Origin of the sequence: Xanthomonas sp. BRIP62409, from assembly GCF_003992965.1 — a bacterium.
Classification (GTDB): Bacteria; Pseudomonadota; Gammaproteobacteria; order Xanthomonadales; family Xanthomonadaceae; genus Xanthomonas; species Xanthomonas euroxanthea.
Genome location: NZ_QEZJ01000020.1, coordinates 249,168 through 269,090, shown reverse-complemented (window position 1 = coordinate 269,090; position 19,923 = coordinate 249,168). Strand labels below are relative to the sequence as shown.

Here is a 19,923-nt window from a genome sequence, read left to right as displayed (position 1 = left end):
GGCTGGCTGGCGGCGTCGCAAATGCTGTCCGGCAGGGGGGGCATGTGCGGGTGCCGGCAGGGCGGCAGGTGAGCGAGGCCGGCTCGGGCGTCGGCCAGGGCACGGCGGTCGGACCGGGCACCTTCGGGCGTGCCGGAGCGGCCCCCGATCCCACACCGGGCCTGGCGGCAAGGCGGGTGCAGGCGGCCTGGGTCATTCGCTCCCCCGCCGGGCGCGGTCGATTGCGCAGGCACGGCAAGTGCACCGGGCCGAGCAGCGAAGCCTTGCGACATTCAGATGCCAGCGGATCGGCCGGCGGGCACGGCGACCGCGCGCTGACCAGCCATCAAGCAGGCCCGGCCGCACATGCTCAAGTTGCCCGTCGCTTCGCCGTTACCTGGGGCGACCTACCTTGCCCAGACCTGACCTGCCGACCACGCCATGACCGTCCTGTTGCCGCCCGTGCCCGTTCCCGCCGCCGACGCCTTGCGCGTGGAGGCGGTACGTCGGTTGGGGGTGCTGGACACCGAGCCGGAGGCCGAGTTCGACGATATCGCCTGGCTGGCTGCACACATCACCGGCGCCCCGATGGCGCTGGTGTCGCTGCTGGACGCCGACCGCCAGTGGTTCAAGGCACGTTGCGGCACCGATCTGGAAGGCACCCCGCGCGCCATGTCGTTCTGTTCCTATACGGTGATGGGGACCGAGCTGCTGGAAGTGCCCGATGCCGTGGCCGATGCGCGTTTTGCGCGCAACCCGCTGGTCACCGCCGCGCCAGGGGTACGCTCGTATGTGGGCGTTCCGCTGATCGGCCGCGAAGGCTATGCCTACGGCACCCTGTGTACGCTCAGCACCCAGTCGCGCCTGCTCGACGAGAGCCAGAAGCAAGGCCTGATCCGTCTGGCGCGCCAGGCGGTCAGCCAACTGGAGGCGCGCCGCGACCGGCTGGCCGCGCAAGCGCAGCGGCAGACCCTGAGCCGCCTGCTGGAAGCCATGCCCGATGGCGTGGTGTCCTGCGACAGCGACGGGCTGCTGCATGAGTTCAACCACGCCGCGCGGCAATGGCACGGCACCGATCCGCGCCTGTTGCCGCCATCGCAATGGGCACAGCACTTCGACCTCTACACTGCCGACGGCAGTGCGCTGCTGCCCACCGAGGCCATTCCGCTGGTACGCGCCTGGGCCGGCGAGCACGTGCGCAATGCCGAGATGGTGATCCGCTCCACCGGCCAGCCGGCACGCAGCGTGCTGTGCAATGCCGATCCGGTGGTCAGCGACCAGGGCGTTGCCCTGGGTGCCGTGTGCGTGATGCATGACATCACCCAACTGCGCGATGCCTCGGCTGCGTTGGCGGGCGAGCGCGCACGCCTGCAGTCGCTGGTGGACGCTTCGCAGGATGTGGCGATCATCGCGTTCGACCCGAACGGGCGCATCGAATTGTTCAATCCCGGTGCCGAACGCCTGCTGGGCTACGCGGCGGACGAGGTGGTGGGCAGCTGCCCGGCGCATTTCCATCTGCCGGCCGAGCTGGAGCGGCACATGGCCACGCTGGCGTTGTCGCCGCCGTCCTACCTCAAGCTGGCCGCCGCCGCCGCCGGCGATCAGCTGGAAGAAGAAATCTGGACCCTGGTGCGAAAAGACGGCGGACTGCGGCGCGTGCGGCTGTGCTTCAACATCATCCACGACGCGCAGCAGGGGGTGTCCGGCTACCTGGCCATGGCCATCGACGTCACCGCCGAGCTGCAGGCGCAGGCCGCCGCGCAGCTGGCGGCGGAACACTTCAGGGGGGCGTTCGAAACCGCCCCGCAGGGCATGGCGATCGTCTCGCTGGACGGCGCCTGGCGCGACGTCAACCCGTCACTGTGCAGCATCCTGGGATATCCGCGCGAGCAGTTGTTGCGCACCACCTTCCAGACCATCACGCATCCGGACGACCTGGATGTGGACCTGCGCCTGGTGGAAGAGCTGATCAACGGCAAACGCGACAACTACAGCCTGGCCAAGCGCTACATCAGCCAGCAGGGCGCGCTGATCTGGGCGCAGTTGTCGGTGTCGCTGGTGCGCGACAGCAGCGGCGCGCCGGTGCATTTCGTCTCGCAGATCCAGGACGTCACCGAACGCCATGTCGCCGCCGAACGCCTGGCCGAAAGCGAAGCGCGGCTGCGTGCGATCAGCGATGCCACGCCCACCCTGGTGGGGCACTACGATGCCGCCCAGCGCTGCTTGTTCGCCAACCAGGCGCATCGCGACTGGCTCGGCGTGGAGCCGGCCAGCCTGGTCGGCTGCACGATCACCCAGGTGCTGGGCGAGGACCTCGGTGCGGACGCGCGCGCTGCGCTGGCGCAGGTGAGCACCGGGCAACGGGCCAGCTTCGAACACGTCCTGCGTGGCGGCGCGACACCGCGCGATGTGGAAATCACCCTGGTGCCGGAAATGCAGGGCACGGCGACGCAGGCACAGGGATTCTTCCTGATGGCGCACGATGTCACTGCGCACAAGTCCCTGCACCGGCTGATGCACGAACGCGCCACCCGCGATGCCTTGACCGGCTTGCCGAATCGCCACGCCTGGTCCGAGGCGCTGCAGGTCGCGATGACCCAGGCGCAACAGCAGCAGTGCGCGGTCGCGGTGATGTTCCTGGACCTGGACGGCTTCAAACGCATCAACGACGTCCATGGCCACCGTGCCGGCGACGCGGTGCTGGTCGCCTTCGGCCGCTGCCTGCAGCAAGCCGCAGGCAGCCGCTATCTGGTGGCACGCCTGGCCGGCGACGAGTTCGTGGTGTTGCTGGACGACCTGCAGGATCCGCAGACCGAATGCGCCGCAATGGCAGAACGGATTCGCACCGCGGCCGCAGCAGGCGCCGTGTTCGGGGAGCAGCATCTGCCGATCCACCCAAGCATCGGCGTCGCCTGGCAACGCGGCCAACACGCCGACGCTGCCAGCCTGATGCATGCGGCAGACGAAGCGATGTATGCCGCCAAACGGGCCCGCTGCGGCAACGCCACCGCCCCCACCGGACGCGACGCCTCGCGCTGACGCAACGCATCCAGCACCACTCCCTTCTCCCTCCGGGAGAAGGTGCCCGAAGGGCGGATGAGGGCACGGTCGACCCGCAAAGCTGCATCAACCAGGAACACACCCTTCTCCCTCCGGGAGACAGTGCCCGAAGGGCGGATGAGGACACGGCCGACCCGCAAAGCTGCGTCAACCAGGAACACTTCCTTCTCCCTCCGGGAGAAGGTGCCCGAAGGGCGGATGAGGGCACGGCCGACTCGCAAAGCTGCATCAACCACGAACACTCCCTTCTCCCTCTGGGAGAAGGTGCCCGCAGGGCGGATGAGGGCATGCCCGGTCCATAAAGTCGCGTCAGTCAGAAGTGCGCGTTGCACGGATCGATGTGGCGCTGGCAATGCAATCGCATCGATCGATGGTCACTGTCCGCGGCGTTGGAGCTCTAGATCCCTGTCGTGTTTAGAGGCGATAACCGTGTGGATGCGTCGAGTGCAGAGCGGCTGATCTGCGGCTTGGCTGCACGGCCCTTGCCCGCCCACCCTCGCGGGACACGCTGCAAGTACGTCCCTGTCAGCCTAAGCGGCATCCATGCCGCGTAAGGTCCCGCGACGGCGGGCAGGCAAGAACCCGTCAGGAGGGGCGGTGCGCATGGTTACGAGCAGGGCAGGGCCTGCGTTGTCCGGATCACCGCGCCCCCGATCCGCTGTTCCCAGGCAGGCGCACCAGTGGCGTGCCTGCCGTCTCTTCCCGCCGCGCAGGGACGGCGGCGATCACCCCATCGATCAAGCCGCCTGCACGACCGAGCGTCGTTGCGGCAGCGCAGCCTGCTGCGGCACCAGGCGGAACACTGCCACGGCGCGCGTCAGATCCGCCGCCTGATCTTCCATGCTGCGTGCCGCGGCGGTGGCTTCTTCCACCAGCGCCGCGTTCTGCTGGGTCATTTCATCCAGCTGCATCACCGTGGTGCTGACCTGCTCGATGCCGGCGCTTTGCTCGGTGCTGGCGGCGGTGATCTCGGCCATGATGTCGGTCACCCGCTTCACCGAGCTGACCACCTCGGTCATCGTGCTGCCGGCCTGCTGCACCAGGTCCGAGCCCTGCGCCACTTTTTCCACCGAATCGGAGATCAGCTGCTTTATCTCCTTGGCGGCGCCGGCCGAACGCTGCGCCAGCGCGCGCACTTCGGTGGCCACCACCGCAAATCCGCGGCCCTGCTCACCGGCGCGTGCGGCTTCCACCGCCGCGTTCAGGGCCAGGATATTGGTCTGGAACGCGATGCCGTCGATCACCCCGATGATGTCGGAGATGCGCGCCGACGATTGCGTGATCGCCTGCATGGTGGTGACCACTTCCTGCACCACGCGCCCACCGCTCTCGGCCACCTCGCCGGTGCCCTTGACCAGCTGATTGGCCTGGCGCGCGTTGTCGGCGTTCTGGCGCACGGTGGAGGTGAGTTCTTCCATCGACGCGGCGGTTTCTTCCAGGTTCGCGGCCTGATGCTCGGTACGCGTGGACAGGTCGGCATTGCCGCTGGCGATCTCGCCGGCTGCGGTGTTGATCATCTCGGCCGAGTGCTGGATGCCCTGCACGATGGTGGTCAGCTGGATCGCGGTGCGGTTGGCCGCATTGGCCAGGCGGCCGAATGCGCCCTCGTAATGCGATTCCACCCGCTGCGACAGGTCGCCATCGGCAATCGCGGCCATGATGCGGCCGACATCATCCAGGCCTGCATCGGCCTGCTGCATCAGCCGGTTCAAGGCCTGCACCATCTCGGCGAACGCGAACTGGTAGCGCGCCTGTTCGCCGCGTGCGGAGAAGTCGCCGCGCGCGGCCGCATCGGCCAGGCGTGCGATGTCGCTGTTGATCGCCGACAGATTGCCCTTCACCGTATCCAGCGCCTCATGCAGCGCCGCGCGCTGGCCGGGCAGGCGGCGCATGTCGCGGCGCAGATCGCCACGGCCATACTCGCCCATCAGGTCCATCGCCTCGTTGATGGCATCCAGATGCTCGAATACCACCGTGTTCACGCCGTGCGCCAGGGTGCCGTAATCGCCGGGGAAATCCTCCGGAATGCGGTGCGCGATGTTCTCGCCCTGCTGCAGCCGGATCATGGTCTGCATCTCGCCGTTGAAGCGCTGCAATTGGGTCTGCATCTGCTGCATGCTGTGCATCAGCTGGCCGGTTTCGTCGCGCGACTCGACCCGGATATCGTTATCGAAGTGGCCCGAGGCAATCGCCTCGGCGGTGCGCGATGCTGCGCGCAGCGGTGCCGCCATCGCCGAGGCGATCAACCAGCACAGGCCGATCACCATGGCCACCAGGGCGCCGCCGATCAAGGTCAGGGTGCGGGTGAAACCCCAGGCCTGCACCTGGATGTCCTCGGCGTACACGCCCATCACCAGCACCCAGTTCCAGGCCGGAAAGGTCTTGGCATAGCTGATCTTGGGCAGCTGTTCCTGCTTGCCCGGCTTGGGCGCATCGTAGTAACTGAAGCCGTCGCCGCGCTCGATCGCGGTCTTGATGTCACGATAGACGTACTGCCCGGCATCGCTCTTGTAGTCGCTCATGTCGGTGCCGACGGCGCGCTTGGGATGCATCAGGATGCGCATCTGCGGGTCGACGATGAAGAAGTAGTCCACGCCGTCGTTGGTGCGCATGTCGGCCAGCGTGGTGCGCGCAGCTTCCTTGGCCTGTTCGACCGTCAGTTCGCCGGCCTTGGCCTTGTCGGCATAGTGCTGCATCACGGTCAGGCCCATCTCCACCTCGGTCTTGACGCTGAGCTTGCGCGCCTCGATCAGGTCCAGATACTGCAGGCGTGCCGCGGCCACTGCCAGCAGGATCACGCCCACCGTCAACAAGCTGCACAGCAGGACGAACTTGCGGGTGAGCGGGAGATTGGCAACGTGACGACGCAACAGGGACACGACAGGCATGGCAACGAGATCCAGAACGCGCGCAAGGCGCTATGTCTTGGATAGCGGCTGATTCACATGCGGATTGAATGCTAATTGCGGCAGCGTTCGCTTGCGACATCTGCAATGTAGGAGCGCCCCCGGGCGCGATGGGGCGTTATCGATAACGCCCCATCGCGCCCGGGGGCGCTCCTACAAGGTCATGGGCATCGATCCAGCGATCGATGGGTGACGCGACATTGGTGACTTGCAGACTGTCGGCAGCGTGCAAGCAGCGGCGGACACGCGCTGCGTGCCCGCCTTATTGCATCAGCCGGCCGCGCAGAAGCCGAACTCGGCCGTCGCACCGGCCGCCAGGGTGCGGTTGAAGTCCACGCCGCTGGCCTTGAGCGTGTTGCCGCTCTGCGACCAGGTGACGTTCCAGGCATTGTTGACGGTGCCGGTGACCGGCAGCGAGATCGCCCAGGTGCCGCTGGCGGTGCCGGTATTGGTGACCTGCACGCGATTGCAGTAGCCGCCGTTCCACTGGCTGTCCACGCTCACCTTGGTGCTGAAGCTGCCGCTGGGTGTCGGCGTCGGCGTCGGCGTGGGAGTCGGAGTCGGAGTCGGAGTCGGAGTCGGAGTCGGAGTCGGAGTAGGTGCGGGCGTCGGCGTGGTGCTGCTCAGCGTGCCCCACAGCGTCCGCAGCAGCGCCATCTTGTCTTCGCGCACGCTGGTCCAGTCGTCGCGCAGGATGCCGCCGGTGTCGCCGCTGTTGGGATTCCACGACCAGTAGAAGCCTTCGTTGATGCCCTTGCTGCGCAGGTACTGCACCAGCGCGTCCTGCCAGACCTTGTCGCGTGCATCGCCTTCGCCGTACTTGCCGCCGAATTCGCCCAGCAGCAGCGCATACGTGCCGGCGAACTGGCCGAAGTGACGGTCCCAGATCGCAGGCATGTTGTTGGGGAACGTGCTGTCGTTGAAGTACGCCTGCGCGTACACGTCCGGCCCGTACACATGCGGTGCCAGCAGCAGCCGGTTGGCCGGAATGTTCAACGGGGTGCAGGCCAGCGGCTGCAGATTGCCGCCCCAGAAGATGCCGCCATTGGTCGAGCAGACCGGATTGTCGGTGATGCCTTCCACCGCGATGATCCATTTGGGCGCAACCGCCAGTACCGCGGCCGAACCGCGCTCGGCGGCCTTGTTCCAGTCGGTGGCCGCGTTGCCGGTGCCCCAGGTCGCGGCACCGTGCGGCTCGTTCTTCAGGTCCAGGCCGATCACGCTGGGCACGTTCTTGTAGCGGTTGGCGACAAAGCGCAGATCGTCCAGCCACTGCGCTTCGGAATACGAGCCGGTGTACCAGAGCTCGGAGATGGCAGCGCAGTCGGGGGTGTGGTGATCCAGCAGCACGTACATGCCGCGTGCGTTGAATTCGTTGATCACCTTGTCCAGGATCTGCAGCGAGCTCAGGCCCTGCAGATCGGCATTGAGGCTGTAGTCGATGCTGGTCGGCATCGTGCTGCTGCGCAGGGTGGCCGGGCAGAACGGCAGACGCACGGCGTTGAAGCCCAGGCCCTGCATCTGGTTGATCATGTCCTTCCAGTTGCGTGCCCACAGGCCATGCATGACATGGTTGCCGGTCTCGAAGCCGAATACGTTGACGCCCTTGAGCTGGACCACCTTGCCGCTGTCGTCGACGATCTTGTTGTTGCTGATGGAGTAGCTGAAGGCCGGTGCGGCGGCGAGCGCCAGCGCCGTGGCCAGTGCGAGCGTACGTGCAGTCCTGAAGATGGACATGGTGGTCTCCCTAGCGAACCCGGCTCGACACCCGAACCCGGTGAGGGGGGCATCTTGGTCCGCGGCTGCGCCGTTTGGCGTGATCCGGCCCACAGAAAGGCGCATTGCCGCACCGATCACACGCCGGCTGCGGGCCGGTTCGCTTTCGCGCACACTATCGCCGTTGTGGCCTGTCCGCAGGCTGTCCTTTCTGTCCCCGGAGTGTCTTCCAATGTCTTTCCTGCGTGCCGAACTGGCGCAATGGCGCGCCTCGCCTGCGCGCGAACTGATGGCCGGTGCGGTCGCCACCTTTGCGCTGATTCCCGAAGTGATCGCCTTTGCGTTCGTGGCCGGTGTCGACCCGCAGGTGGGGCTGTTCGCGTCGTTCGTGATCGGGATCGTCATCGCGTTCTTCGGCGGGCGCCCGGCGATGATTTCCGCCGCGGCCGGGTCGGTGGCCCTGGTGGCCGCACCGCTGGTGGCCGCACACGGCTTGCCCTATCTGCTGGCGGCCGGGCTGCTGGCCGGTGCGGTGCAGATCCTGTTCGGCCTGTTGCGGCTGGGCGTGCTGATGCGCTTTGTCAGCAGCTCGGTGCGCACCGGCTTCGTCAATGCGTTGGCGGTGCTGATCTTTGCCGCGCAGCTGCCGCATCTGCAGCACGCCAACCTGGCCACCTGGGGCATGTTGGCGTTGGGCCTGCTCATCATCTACGGCCTGCCACGGCTGCCGCTGCCGGGCGTGTCGGCGATTCCGTCGCCGTTGCTGTGCATCCTGGTGCTGACGCTGCTGGGCTCGGCCCTGCATCTGCCGCTGGAGACGGTGGCCGACCTGGGCAAGCTGCCCGACGCGCTGCCATTCCTGCAATGGCCGGCGGTGCCGCTGACGCTGGAGACCTTGCGCATCATCGCCTTGCCGGCGCTGGCCATCGCGATGGTGGGGCTGCTCGAATCGCTGATGACCGCACGCGTGGTCGACGAACTCACCGACACCCCGAGCAACAAGAACCGCGAGTGCACCGGGCTGGGCCTGGCCAACACCGCTGCCAGTCTGTTCGGCGGCATCGCCGGCTGCGGCATGATCGGGCAGACCGTGGGCAACGTGAAGTACGGCGGGCGCGGCCGTCTTTCGACCCTGTTCGCCGGCGTGTTCCTGCTGATCCTGATGGTGCTGCTCAAGCCATGGGTCTCGCAGGTACCGGTGATCGCCTTGGTGGCGATCATGGTGATGGTCTCGGCCGAGACCTTCGACTGGCGTTCGCTGCGCACCGTGGTCACCCATCCGCGCACCTCCAGTGTGGTGATGCTGGCCACCGTGGCGGTGACCCTGGCCACCCGCAACCTGGCCGCCGGCGTAGCGGTGGGCGTGGTGCTGAGCGGTGTGTTCTTCACCTTCAAGGTGGCCGGGCTGCTGCAGATCACGCACAGCGACGGCGACGATGGCGTGCGCACCTACCACGTGCGCGGGCAGGTGTTCTTCGCCTCGGCCGACGTGTTCATCGACGCCTTCGACGCGCGCCAGGTGCCCGGCCGTGCGGTGGTGATCGATGTCAGCCGCGCGCATTTCTGGGACATCACCGCGGTGGCGGCGCTGGACAAGGTGGTGCAGCGGCTGCGCCACCATGGGCTGGAGGTCCAGGTCAAAGGCCTGAATGCCGGCAGCCGGCGGCTGATGCAGGCGCACGCGCTGGGCGACGATGCGCTGGAGTCCGCATTGCCCTAAGCGGCGCAGGGATGCAGGCCTGTCGCGCGCCTGCACATCCGTGTACGCCGGCTGGCCGTGCGCGGCGGCGGCCGGCGGGCAGACTCAAGTTCGCGCGCTCAGCGCCGATGAACCGGCATCGAGATTGCCGGTAACCCGCCGTGATGCCAGTGCGTTCCAGCCCGAGAGGTGTGCCCGCGTGCCGTGACCGGCGCTGCGGGCCTGCGTCCGCCCGCGGGATGGTGCGGCAATGACCACGGCACCGTTGCTGGAACGCATGGTGGACCTGACCGCCATCCGCGACGCCGATCTGCTCGATCTGAGCCTGTTGCGCACCATGCGCGAGGTCTGCGCGTCCGAGGAGCTGTCGTTGCTGCGCATCGCCCCGGATGGCCGCACCATGGCCGAGACGCGGCTGCGCGAGGATGGCCGGCTGTCGCTGACGGTGGCCGACATCCACGACGCGCACCTGCGCACGCAGCTGGCCGACCTGCACGGGCCGGGCGATGTGGTGCAGTTGCAGCAGGACGGCCGCGCGTTGCTGGTGTATCCGATGATGGAAGCACGCGGGATCCGCACCTGCCTGCGCGTGGGCGGCACGCGCGCACCCGGCGCCGCCGAGCAGGTGATGCTGCAGGGTTTTGCACGTTTCTTCCAGAATTACCGCAGCCTGCTCGACGATGCCCAGCGCGATGCGTTGACCGGCCTGCGCAATCGCAAGACCTTCGACGATGTGATCCTGCGCCTGTTCTCCGGTGGCGCGGATGCAGCGGCCAGCGAAGGCGTGTGGCTGGGGATCGTGGACATCGACCACTTCAAGCGCGTCAACGACGGCTTCGGCCATCTGTACGGCGACGAGGTGCTGCTGCTGGTGGCCCAGTTGATGCAGCGCTGCTTCCGTCAGGACGACCTGCTGTTCCGCTTCGGTGGCGAAGAGTTTGTGATCGTATTGCGCGGAGTGGATCGCGACACGGCGGTGGCGTTGTTCGAGCGCTTCCGTGTGGCGGTGGCCGAGCATGTATTTCCGCAGGTCGGCAAGGTCACGCTCAGCGCCGGCATCGTCGAGCTGACCGACGGCCGGCTGATCAGCCAGTTGCTCGACGAGGCCGACAAGGCGCTGTACTGGGCAAAGCAGCATGGCCGCAACCGCGCCGAGGTCTACGCCGAACTGGTGGCCAGCGGGCAGATGCGGCAGGTTGCCCAGCAGGTCGGCAGCGTCGACCTGTTCTGAGACGCACCGGCGTTCGCCGGCGGCAGCGCTGCAGTGTCGGCCGCCGCGGCATGCGGCGGCTGGACGCCACCCGGCGCCATGACGCGCCCGCACAGCGCAGGCCGCGCGTCGGTGGCAGCATCGTCGCATGGCATCGCCACCTGGCCTTGTCGATCAGTGCTGCGTCGCTGCCACTGCACGTCGCCGCGCATCGGTGTCCGCCGTGCACACCCGATCGAACGCCGCAGTGGCTACACTCCAGGGCTGTTCGGACACTACCTGGGTGCTGCAGTGAAGCGAGTTGTTACCAAACGCGTTGCGATGGGAATGTTGGCGATGGCGGTCTCGACCGCACTGATGGCGGCCACGCCGACCTTCGATGGCGCGCGCATCTCGCGCGACGTCAAGGAGCTGGCCTCCGATGCCTACGAAGGCCGCGGCCCGGCCACTGCCGGCGAAGAAAAGACCATCGCCTACCTGAGCAAGCAGTTCGCCGCTGCCGGCCTGCAGCCGGGCGGCGATCTGCGCGACGGCAAGCGCGCCTGGACCCAGGCGGTGCCGCTGCGCCGCGCCGATATCGTCGGTACGCCGACCATCGCCCTGCAGCATGCCGGCAAGCCGCAGGCGCTGACCCAGGGCAAGCAGATCGCCATCCGCGCCGCGCTGGACGGCTCGTCCAAGGTCGATATCGCCAACGCACCGCTGGTGTTCGTCGGCTACGGCGTCAAGGCGCCGGAGCGCGACTGGGACGACTTCAAGGGCGTGGACCTGAAAGGCAAGATCGCGGTGGTGCTGATCAACGACCCGGACTTCGAAACCGGCAAGGGCGCCTTCGACGGCGCCGGCATGACCTACTACGGCCGCTGGACCTACAAGTACGAAGAAGGCGCACGCCAGGGCGCGCTCGGCGTGCTGGTGGTGCACGAAACCGCACCGGCCTCCTATGGCTGGGACACGGTGGCCAGCTCCAACACCAACACCATGTTCGATGTGGTGCGCGACAACCCGCGCGCCGCGCATCCCACCCTGGAAGGCTGGATCCAGCGCGACCTGGCCGCCGACCTGTTCAAGCAGGCCGGGCTGGATTTCGACACCTTGAAGAAGCAGGCGCAGACGCGCGGCTTCAAGCCGGTGGAACTCAAGGGCCAGGGGTTGAGCGCCAGCTACCAGGTCAAATCCGATGTGATCACCTCGCACAACGTGGTGGCGCGGCTGGATGGCAGCACGCATCCGGATGAAACGCTGATCTACAGCGCGCATTGGGACCACATCGGCGTGGGCAAGCCGGACGCACGCGGCGACACCATCTTCAACGGCGCGCTGGACAACGCCAGCGGCACGGCCGCACTGCTGGAACTGGCGCGCGGCTTTGCCGCCGGCCCCAAGCCGCAGCGCTCGGTGGTGTTCCTGGCCGTCACCGCCGAAGAAAAGGGCCTGCTGGGCTCGGAGTTCTACGCCTCCAAGCCGCTGTATCCGCTGGACACCACGGTGGCGGTGATCAACATGGACGGTATGAGCCCGTTCGTGCCGTCGCGCGATTTCAGCATCTACGGCACCGCAAAACTCCAGTTGCTCGATCAGCTCAAGACCGTCGCCGGCCAGTGGAAGCTGCGCTACACGCCCGATCCCAAGCCGCAGGCGGGGTACTTCTTCCGTTCGGATCATTTCTCCTTCGCCAAGCGTGGCGTGCCGGCGCTGTCGTATGCGGCCGGGCAGGATTGGGAAGTGGGCGGCGTGGCCGCAGGCAAGGCCGCCTCCGACGACTACACCGCCAAGCGCTATCACCAGCAGGGCGATGAGTGGAAGCCGGACTGGACCTTCGCCGGTGCCGCGCGTGACCTGGGCGTGCTGTACGCGCTGGGCCAGCAGCTGGCCGATTCGCGCCAGTGGCCGAACTGGAGCAACGATTCGGAGTTCCGCGCCACCCGCGATGCCAGCGAGGCGGCGCGCAAGTAGGACGGCTGACGCGGCGACTGCGCTTCCATCAGCGGCGTCGCTGTTGCCCGATGCGGCATGTGCCCCGTGTGCATGCCGCCATCCGGCTCAAGCCACGTGCCCGGTGCTCGGGGGTCTTGTCAGTTGCTCCAAGGCGGTGAGCCTGCGGTTGTCCAGGCAGCCCTGGGTGTCATGCATGCGTCGTTTTGCAAAGCGGCTGACAAGTGGCCTGGTTCTCAGGCCAATGCCAGCGCATCGGCGTGCGGTGAGGGCGCCAGAGCGGCGGAGCCGCGGGTTGGCTGCAGGGCCCTTGCCCGCCCACCATCGCAGGACACGCCGCAAGTACGTCCGTGTAGGCTCTGGCGCGGCATCCATGCCGCTCAAGGTCCCGCGACGGTGGGCGGGCAAGGACCGGTCGAGATGGCGGTGTGCGTGGTGCAAGCAGGGCATGGCGTGCGTTGTTCGAATCACGTTGCGTCCGATCAGTTCCTCGCGCAAGCCGAGCGGCAGACAGGCCTCCAACACGCGACCTGCAAATGTCTCGTCTGCTCACCGCAAGCCGGGCAACACGCTTTCAAGAAAACAGCCGACCAACTCTCTGGTGCGGTGCCCTTGCCGTTCGCGGGACCGTGTGGCGGCATGGAGGCCGCCACCGAGCCCCCAGGGACGGGTTCACGGCGTGTCCCGCGAGCGATGAGGGCGCCGCGCCCTCGACCCGCCAGGCGTTTGACCTGGCCTTCTGACTGCATCTAGACGCGGCACCGACGCGAGAATCCCGGTTGTCTTGAAGCGGTTACAGAGTGCGGAACGCACCGTCCGTGGCTAGAACCAAGGTCGGCGCGGGCCTACAGCGCTGATTTCGAGACGCCCTGACGCGCGCCTGCCGTCGCAATCCGGTCAGCGTCATCGCCGCGAGCGCCAGCGCCGGCAGGCTGTCGCTACAACCGATTGCGCCTCCTGGCACATCTATTGCATTTGTCTGACACGACAGCGTGGTTTGACGCCCGTGACGGCACGCGTGCCAGACTGCAATCTGTTGGGGTAGCGTTCGGTCGCTGCGGCGTAGTCTGCCGCGCGGTCCTCGTCAGGTGGGGCGAAGACTGCAGCGCGGCCTTCGTTTCCTTTAACGGTCGATTCTTTAAGATGAGCCGCGGCGTCATCGTCGCAGCCAGGAGAGCTTGTGCATCGGAGTGGTCTTAGAGCTGCTAATTCTGCGACGTGGTCGCGCACCGCCGGGCTTGCCCGGACCAGGGTGCATGCGATGGCGGCGCCACGCGTAGCGGGTAGGGATCTTCCGCTTCAGCCCACACTGCCGCGATCGTGCGGCGGGCAGCCTTGATGGACGGCACAGTGACTCTTTCCCCCGCACCAACCGATCTTCCCCCCGTTTCCGCCCTCGACGCCGGTCAGCCCACGCTGCCACCGGAAGCGCCGCTGGCCATGCCCGAGCAATCCCTGCGCGAAGGTCGCCTGCAGGTGCCGCATCAGCGCACCGCGCCAGTCGGCATCGGCCTGCGGCGTTTCTATCTGATTGGCGGCACCGTCGCCACCACTGCGGTGGCGGTCTGGGTGATGCTGAGCGTGCTGTGGCCCGATGGCCTGAGCGTGCTGGAAGGCTGCCTGCTCGGCCTGTTCGTGCTGCTGTTTGCCTGGATCGCGATGTCCTTCGCCAGCGCGGTGGCCGGCTTCGTCACCGTGGTGGCGCGCGCCGGACGCAAGCTCGGCATCGACCCGGACGCTCCGCTGCCGACCCTGCACACGCGCACCGCGTTGCTGATGCCGACCTATAACGAGGACCCGCGCCGGCTGCTCGCCGGCCTGCAGGCGATCTACGAATCGGTGGCCGAGACCGGCCAGCTGGAGCATTTCGACTTCTTCGTGCTCAGCGACACCACCCGCGAACACATCGGCGCTGCCGAGGAACTGGTCTACAACGAGCTGTGCGATCGCGTCGGCGGACACGGGCGCATCTTCTACCGTCGCCGCGCCGACAATGCCGCGCGCAAGGCCGGCAATGTCGCCGACTGGGTGCGCCGTTTCGGCGGCAACTACCCGCAGATGCTGATCCTGGACGCCGACAGCGTGATGACCGGCGACACCATCGTGCGGCTGGTCGCCGGCATGGAAAACAATCCGGACGTGGGCCTGATCCAGACCCTGCCGGCGGTGGTCAACGGGCAGACCCTGTTCGCCCGCATGCAGCAGTTCGGTGGGCGCGTGTACGGGCCGATCATCGCCTTCGGCGTGGCCTGGTGGCACGGTGCCGAGAGCAATTACTGGGGCCACAACGCCATCATCCGCACCCAGGCCTTTGCCGACCACGCAGGCCTGCCGTCGCTGCGCGGGCGCAAGCCGTTCGGCGGCCATGTGCTCAGCCACGATTTCGTCGAAGCGGCGCTGATGCGGCGCGGCGGCTGGGCCATGCACATGGTGCCCTACCTGCAGGGCAGCTACGAAGAAGGCCCGCCCACGCTGACCGACCTGTTGATCCGCGACCGCCGCTGGTGCCAGGGCAACCTGCAGCATGCCAAGGTGGTCGGCGCCAAGGGCCTGCACTGGGTCAGCCGCATGCACATGCTGATCGGCATCGGGCATTACTTCACCGCGCCGATGTGGGGCCTGCTGATGCTGATCGGCATCGGCATTCCGCTGGCCGGTGGCGGCATCGACCTGGCCGGCGACCTGCCGTTCTCGCCTGCCCGCTACTGGCATGGCAGCAGCCAGGGCAATGCGATCTGGATCTTTGTCTGCACCATGTTCGTGCTGCTGGCGCCCAAGTTGCTCGGCTACATCGCATTGCTGCTCAACCCGCGCGAGCTGCGTGCCTGCGGCGGCGCGATCCGCGCGCTGCTGAGCATCCTGCTGGAAACCGTGCTGGCGGCCCTGATGGCGCCGGTGGTGATGTACCTGCAGTCGCGCGGCGTGTTCGAAGTGCTGGCCGGCAAGGATTCGGGGTGGGATGCGCAGGTGCGCGACGACGGCAAGCTGTCGTGGCCGGCGCTGTTGCGCAGCTACGGCGGGCTGACCGTGTTCGGCCTGTTCATGGGGGCGGTAGCCTATACCGTGTCGCCGTCGCTGGCGGCCTGGATGGCGCCGGTGATCGTGGGCATGGCGGTGTCGATCCCGGTGGTGGCGTTGACCTCGTTGCGTCGCACCGGCCTGGGCCTGCGCCGCGCCGGCATCTTCTGCATTCCCGAAGAGCTCGATCCGCCCAAGGTGCTGGTGCGAGCGGCCGAGCTGCGCCGCGCCGCCGCGCTGGAGCCGTCGCTGATCTGAGCGCCTGCCAGGCGCATGGCGGTATGGCCATGCGCAGCGTGAGCTACCCGCCTGTCCTGCCAGGCAGGCCGCGACAGTGGCGACCCGGGCCACGCGCATGTCGCTTGGCCGCTCCGTGAGCAGCCCGGCCGATGGCGCAAGGCATAATGCCCAGCCCGCAAGCGGAGCTGGATGATGCTGGAAGTGATCGAACGCGAGACCGGACCGAACCCGCAATGGACCGTGCTGTGGCTGCACGGCCTGGGCGCCGATGGCAGTGACTTCGCCCCGATGGTCCCGGAGCTGGTGCGCCCGCAGTGGCCGGCGCTGCGCTTCGTGTTTCCGCATGCGCCGGTCCGCCCGATCACCATCAACAACGGCGTGCGCATGCGCGGCTGGTACGACATCGTCGGCATGGATTTCGCCACGCGCGCCGACAAGGCCGGCATCGCCGAATCGGTGGCCCAGGTCGAGGCGTTGATCGCCCATGAGCAATCCCGCAGCATCGCTCCCGAGCGCATGCTGCTGGCCGGGTTCTCGCAAGGCGGCGCGGTGACCCTGGCGGTCGGGCTGCAGCGCCGCGTGCCGCTGGCCGGGTTGATCGCCCTGTCCACCTACCTGCCAGACCCGGCGGCGGCCGCCAGCCAGCTGCAGCCGGCTGCCTCCCGCCAACCGGTGTTCATGGCCCACGGCACGGCCGATCCGGTGGTGCCGTTCGGCGCCGGCCAGGCCAGCATGCAGACCCTGCGCACGCTCGGGTTCGAACTGGACTGGCACACCTACCCGATGGGCCACCAGGTCTGCCTGGAAGAGATCGAGGCCTTGCGCAACTGGATGCAGGCGCGCTTCACCGCCGCCTGAGGCCATGGCCCAGCACGCGCCCCAGATCGCCTGGATGCCGGACCTGTGCCGGCTGCCACGGTTGGGCGCCATGCTGGGCCTGGCCGAACTGGTGGTGCTGGTGGTGACCCTGGTGCCCGACGCCGGTGCGGCGCGCACTATCACCGTGTCGCGCTTTGTCTCGGCCAGCGGCCTGGCGCTGTGGCTGGCGCTGGCGGTCAGCGTGCTGCTGTGCGTGCTGCGGCCTTCATTGTCGCGGCTGCCGCCACGCGTGGGCGCGCTGGCCGCGCTGTCGATCGCTGCGGTGGTGGCCATGCTCGGTGCCGGCATCGTGCATGCCCTGTATGCGGCGCTCGACCAGGCCCCGCTTGGCCCCCTGGTCGGCTTCTGGCGTTTCACCCTGGGCAGCGCGGCGACCGTGGTGCTGATCACCGCGCTGGCGCTGCGCTACTTCTACGTCAGCGACCGTTGGGAAGCACAGGTGCAGGCCAATGCGCGTGCCCAGGCCGACGCCTTGCAGGCGCGCATCCGCCCGCATTTCCTGTTCAACAGCATGAATCTCATCGCCAGCCTGTTGCGCCGCGACCCGGTGGTGGCCGAGCAGGCGGTGCTGGATCTGTCGGACCTGTTCCGTGCCGCGCTCGGTGCCGGCGAAGGCGTGTCCAGCTTGCGCGCCGAATGCGAACTGGCCGAGCGCTATCTGGCGATCGAATCACTGCGCCTGGGCGAGCGCCTGCAGGTGCGCTGGCACCGGCAGGAGCCGTTGCCATGGGAGCTGCCGATGCCGCGCCTGGTGCTGCAGCCGCTGGTGGAGAACGCCGTGCTGCATGGCGTTTCGCGCATGCCCGAGGGCGGCACGCTGTACCTGTCGCTGCGCCAGCGCGACAACCAGTTGCAGATCCGTATCGTCAATCCCGCCCCGCAGCCGGGCACCCAGTTGCCGCTGGTGGCCGGTGCCGGCCACGCCCAGGCCAGCATCTCGCACCGGCTGGCATTCCAGTTCGGTGCCGGGGCACGGATGGCGGCCAGCTGGGCCGAGGGCTACTATGCGTGTGAGATCACATTGCCGCTGCCGTGACGGGGGAGTCGCTGCAGCGAAGGGGGATGTCCATGACGGCCACGCAAGTGCGGGTGCTGATCGCCGATGACGAGCCACTGGCGCGCGAGCGCCTGCGCATGCTGCTGGGTGAACATCCGCACGTCGAGGTGATCGGCGAGGCCGAAAACGGCCAACAGGTGCTCCAGCAGTGCCACCACCTGCATCCGGATCTGGTGCTGCTGGACATCGCCATGCCCGGCGTCGACGGCCTGGAAACCGCGCGCCTGCTGCGCCAGAACCAGCCGCAGCCGGCGGTGGTGTTCTGCACCGCCTACGACCAGCATGCGCTGTCGGCCTTCGATGCCGCCGCGCTGGATTACCTGATGAAACCGGTGCGCCCCGAACGCCTGGCCGCCGCGCTGGAAAAGGTGGCCACCTTTCTGGCCGGGCGTGCGCCCAGCGCCGCGCCGCCGCCGCGCACACACCTGTGCGCACGCTTGCGCGGCAGCCTGCGGCTGATCGCCATCGGCGATATCCGCTACCTGCAGGCCGAGGAAAAATACGTCATCGTCCACCACAGCCGTGGCGAGGACCTGATCGAAGAGTCGCTCAAATCGCTGGAAGACGAGTTTGCCGATCGCCTGGTACGCATCCACCGCAACTGCCTGGTCGCGCGCGACGAACTGGTGGAGCTGCGCCGCAGCGGCGATGGCCAGGTGCATGCGGTGCTGCGCAACGTGCCGCACCCCCTGGAAGTGAGCCGCCGCTGCGTGGCCAGCCTGCGCGAGCAGTTGCGCTAGCGCGCGGCATGCCGGGTGTGGCCGGGTCATTGGCCGTGGGCGGCACGGTGCTGCGGGCGCCGGCGTGCGGCCCAGGTAGGAGTTCCGCGCCCGGTCCGTGATAATGGGCCGATGACCACGCTCCGCATCGCTACCCGTAAGAGCCCGCTCGCCCTTTGGCAGAGCGAACACGTCGCCACCGCGCTGCGCCAGCACCACCCGGGGCTGGAGGTCGCGCTGGTGCCGATGAGCACCCGTGGCGATGAAGTGCTGGACCGCTCGCTGGCCGCGATCGGCGGCAAGGGCCTGTTCCTGAAGGAGCTGGAGCTGGCGATGTTGCGCGGCGAGGCCGATTGCGCGGTGCATTCGCTCAAGGACGTGCCGATGGAGCTGGACCCGCCCTTCGTGCTGCCGGCGATCATGGAGCGCGGCGATGCGGCCGATGCGCTGGTGTCCAACCTCTACGCCAGCTTGCAGGCGCTGCCGCTGGGCGCGCGCGTGGGTACGTCCTCCCTGCGGCGTCAGGCGCAGCTGCGCGCCGCGCGCCCGGATCTGGAATTGATCGACCTGCGTGGCAACGTCAACACCCGCCTGGCCAAGCTCGACAACGGCGGTTACGACGCCATCGTGCTGGCCTGCGCCGGCCTGCAGCGGCTGGGCCTGGATGCACGCATCACCGCGCGCCTGGACGTCCCCGACTGGTTGCCGGCGCCGGCCCAGGGCGCGGTGGCGGTGGAATGCCGTGGTGACGATGCGCGCATCCACGGCCTGCTGGCGGTGCTGGATGCCGGCCGCACGCGCGCCTGCGTGGAAGCGGAGCGGGCAATGAATCGCGCGCTGCACGGCAGCTGCCACGTACCGGTGGCGGCGTTCGCGCGTTGGGAGGGGCAGGGCCTGTTCCTGCAGGGCATGGTCGGCAGCGCCAGCGACGGACGCCTGATCCACGCCGAGGCGCACGGCAGCGCCGACGACACCGAGGCACTGGGCCGCCTGGTCGCGCAAGGCCTGTTCGACAAGGGCGCCGCGCAGCTGCTGGCGGAGCTGTAAACACGCCGCCGCGCCACCTGTAACGCAACCGGCATCGATGCGGCGGCAGGTGCAAGTCCAGCCCTCGCCGCCAAGCAGGCAGTACCGCCTCACGCAACGCCCGCTCTCGTAGGAGCGGCCCCGGCCGCGAGAGGCTCTACCGGGGAAGCCCTTCGCGGCCAGGTCCGCTCCTACAGGGCGCGGTTGCGGATTCGAACGTGGGACCGACCGACCGCCGCGTCGCGGCCTGTCCGCCAAAGGCACCGCTCTTCGTAGGAGCGGCCCCGGCCGCGAGAGGCTTTACCGGGAAAGCCCTTCGCGGCCAGGTCCGCTCCTACAGGGCGCGGCTGCGTATTCGAATGTGGGACCGATCGACCGCCGCGTCGCGGCCTGTCCGCCAAAGGCACTGCTCTTCGTAGGAGCGGCTCTTCGTAGGAGCGGCCCCGGCCGCGAGAGGCTTTATCGGTGAAGCCCTTCGC

10 protein-coding genes and 1 pseudogene are annotated in these 19,923 nt (G+C 68.0%); 9 read left to right on the top strand and 2 right to left on the bottom strand.

What is annotated here, in order from left to right; all coding sequences use genetic code 11:
* Positions 1-345 precede the first annotated feature (345 nt).
* Positions 346-3,018 (top strand): annotated as a pseudogene (locus EO170_RS10345) (PAS domain S-box protein).
* Between the two features lie 758 nt (positions 3,019-3,776).
* On the opposite strand, the gene EO170_RS10335 reads toward EO170_RS10345, so the two are convergent.
* On the bottom strand, positions 3,777-5,909 hold the full coding sequence (locus EO170_RS10335) for a methyl-accepting chemotaxis protein (protein ID WP_181116424.1): 2,133 nt from the start codon (positions 5,907-5,909) through the stop codon (positions 3,777-3,779).
* A 306-nt stretch (positions 5,910-6,215) separates the two neighbouring features.
* The gene (locus EO170_RS10330; protein ID WP_126944645.1) at positions 6,216-7,682 is read right to left on the bottom strand and encodes a glycoside hydrolase family 5 protein; all 1,467 of its coding nucleotides are present in this window, start codon (positions 7,680-7,682) and stop codon (positions 6,216-6,218) included.
* Positions 7,683-7,893: 211 nt separating this feature from the next.
* Here EO170_RS10330 and EO170_RS10325 point away from each other — a divergent pair, with 211 nt between their 5' ends.
* The 8 genes from EO170_RS10325 (at position 7,894) to hemC (ending at position 19,465) form a co-directional block, all read left to right on the top strand.
* Positions 7,894-9,381, top strand: coding sequence for a SulP family inorganic anion transporter (locus tag EO170_RS10325; RefSeq protein ID WP_119129544.1), 1,488 nt, complete (start codon positions 7,894-7,896; stop codon positions 9,379-9,381).
* Between the two features lie 229 nt (positions 9,382-9,610).
* A complete protein-coding gene (locus EO170_RS10320; RefSeq protein ID WP_164738999.1) occupies positions 9,611-10,591 on the top strand; it encodes a GGDEF domain-containing protein in 981 nt (326 codons plus the stop codon).
* 306 nt (positions 10,592-10,897) lie between these two features.
* Entirely contained in the window at positions 10,898-12,526 is a 1,629-nt protein-coding gene (locus EO170_RS10315) for a M28 family metallopeptidase (RefSeq protein ID WP_126945393.1), read from the top strand.
* 1,317 nt (positions 12,527-13,843) lie between these two features.
* A complete protein-coding gene (mdoH, locus tag EO170_RS10305) occupies positions 13,844-15,781 on the top strand; it encodes a glucans biosynthesis glucosyltransferase MdoH (RefSeq protein ID WP_104583741.1) in 1,938 nt (645 codons plus the stop codon).
* Between the two features lie 171 nt (positions 15,782-15,952).
* On the top strand, positions 15,953-16,621 hold the full coding sequence (locus EO170_RS10300) for an alpha/beta hydrolase (RefSeq protein ID WP_126944642.1): 669 nt from the start codon (positions 15,953-15,955) through the stop codon (positions 16,619-16,621).
* A 4-nt stretch (positions 16,622-16,625) separates the two neighbouring features.
* Entirely contained in the window at positions 16,626-17,678 is a 1,053-nt protein-coding gene (locus EO170_RS10295; RefSeq protein WP_104583743.1) for a sensor histidine kinase, read from the top strand.
* A 32-nt stretch (positions 17,679-17,710) separates the two neighbouring features.
* Positions 17,711-18,439, top strand: coding sequence for a LytTR family DNA-binding domain-containing protein (locus tag EO170_RS10290; protein WP_164740095.1), 729 nt, complete (start codon positions 17,711-17,713; stop codon positions 18,437-18,439).
* 111 nt (positions 18,440-18,550) lie between these two features.
* Positions 18,551-19,465 (top strand): hydroxymethylbilane synthase, encoded by a 915-nt coding sequence (gene hemC, locus EO170_RS10285; RefSeq protein WP_115675978.1) that lies wholly within the window; start codon positions 18,551-18,553, stop codon positions 19,463-19,465.
* Positions 19,466-19,923 lie beyond the last annotated feature (458 nt).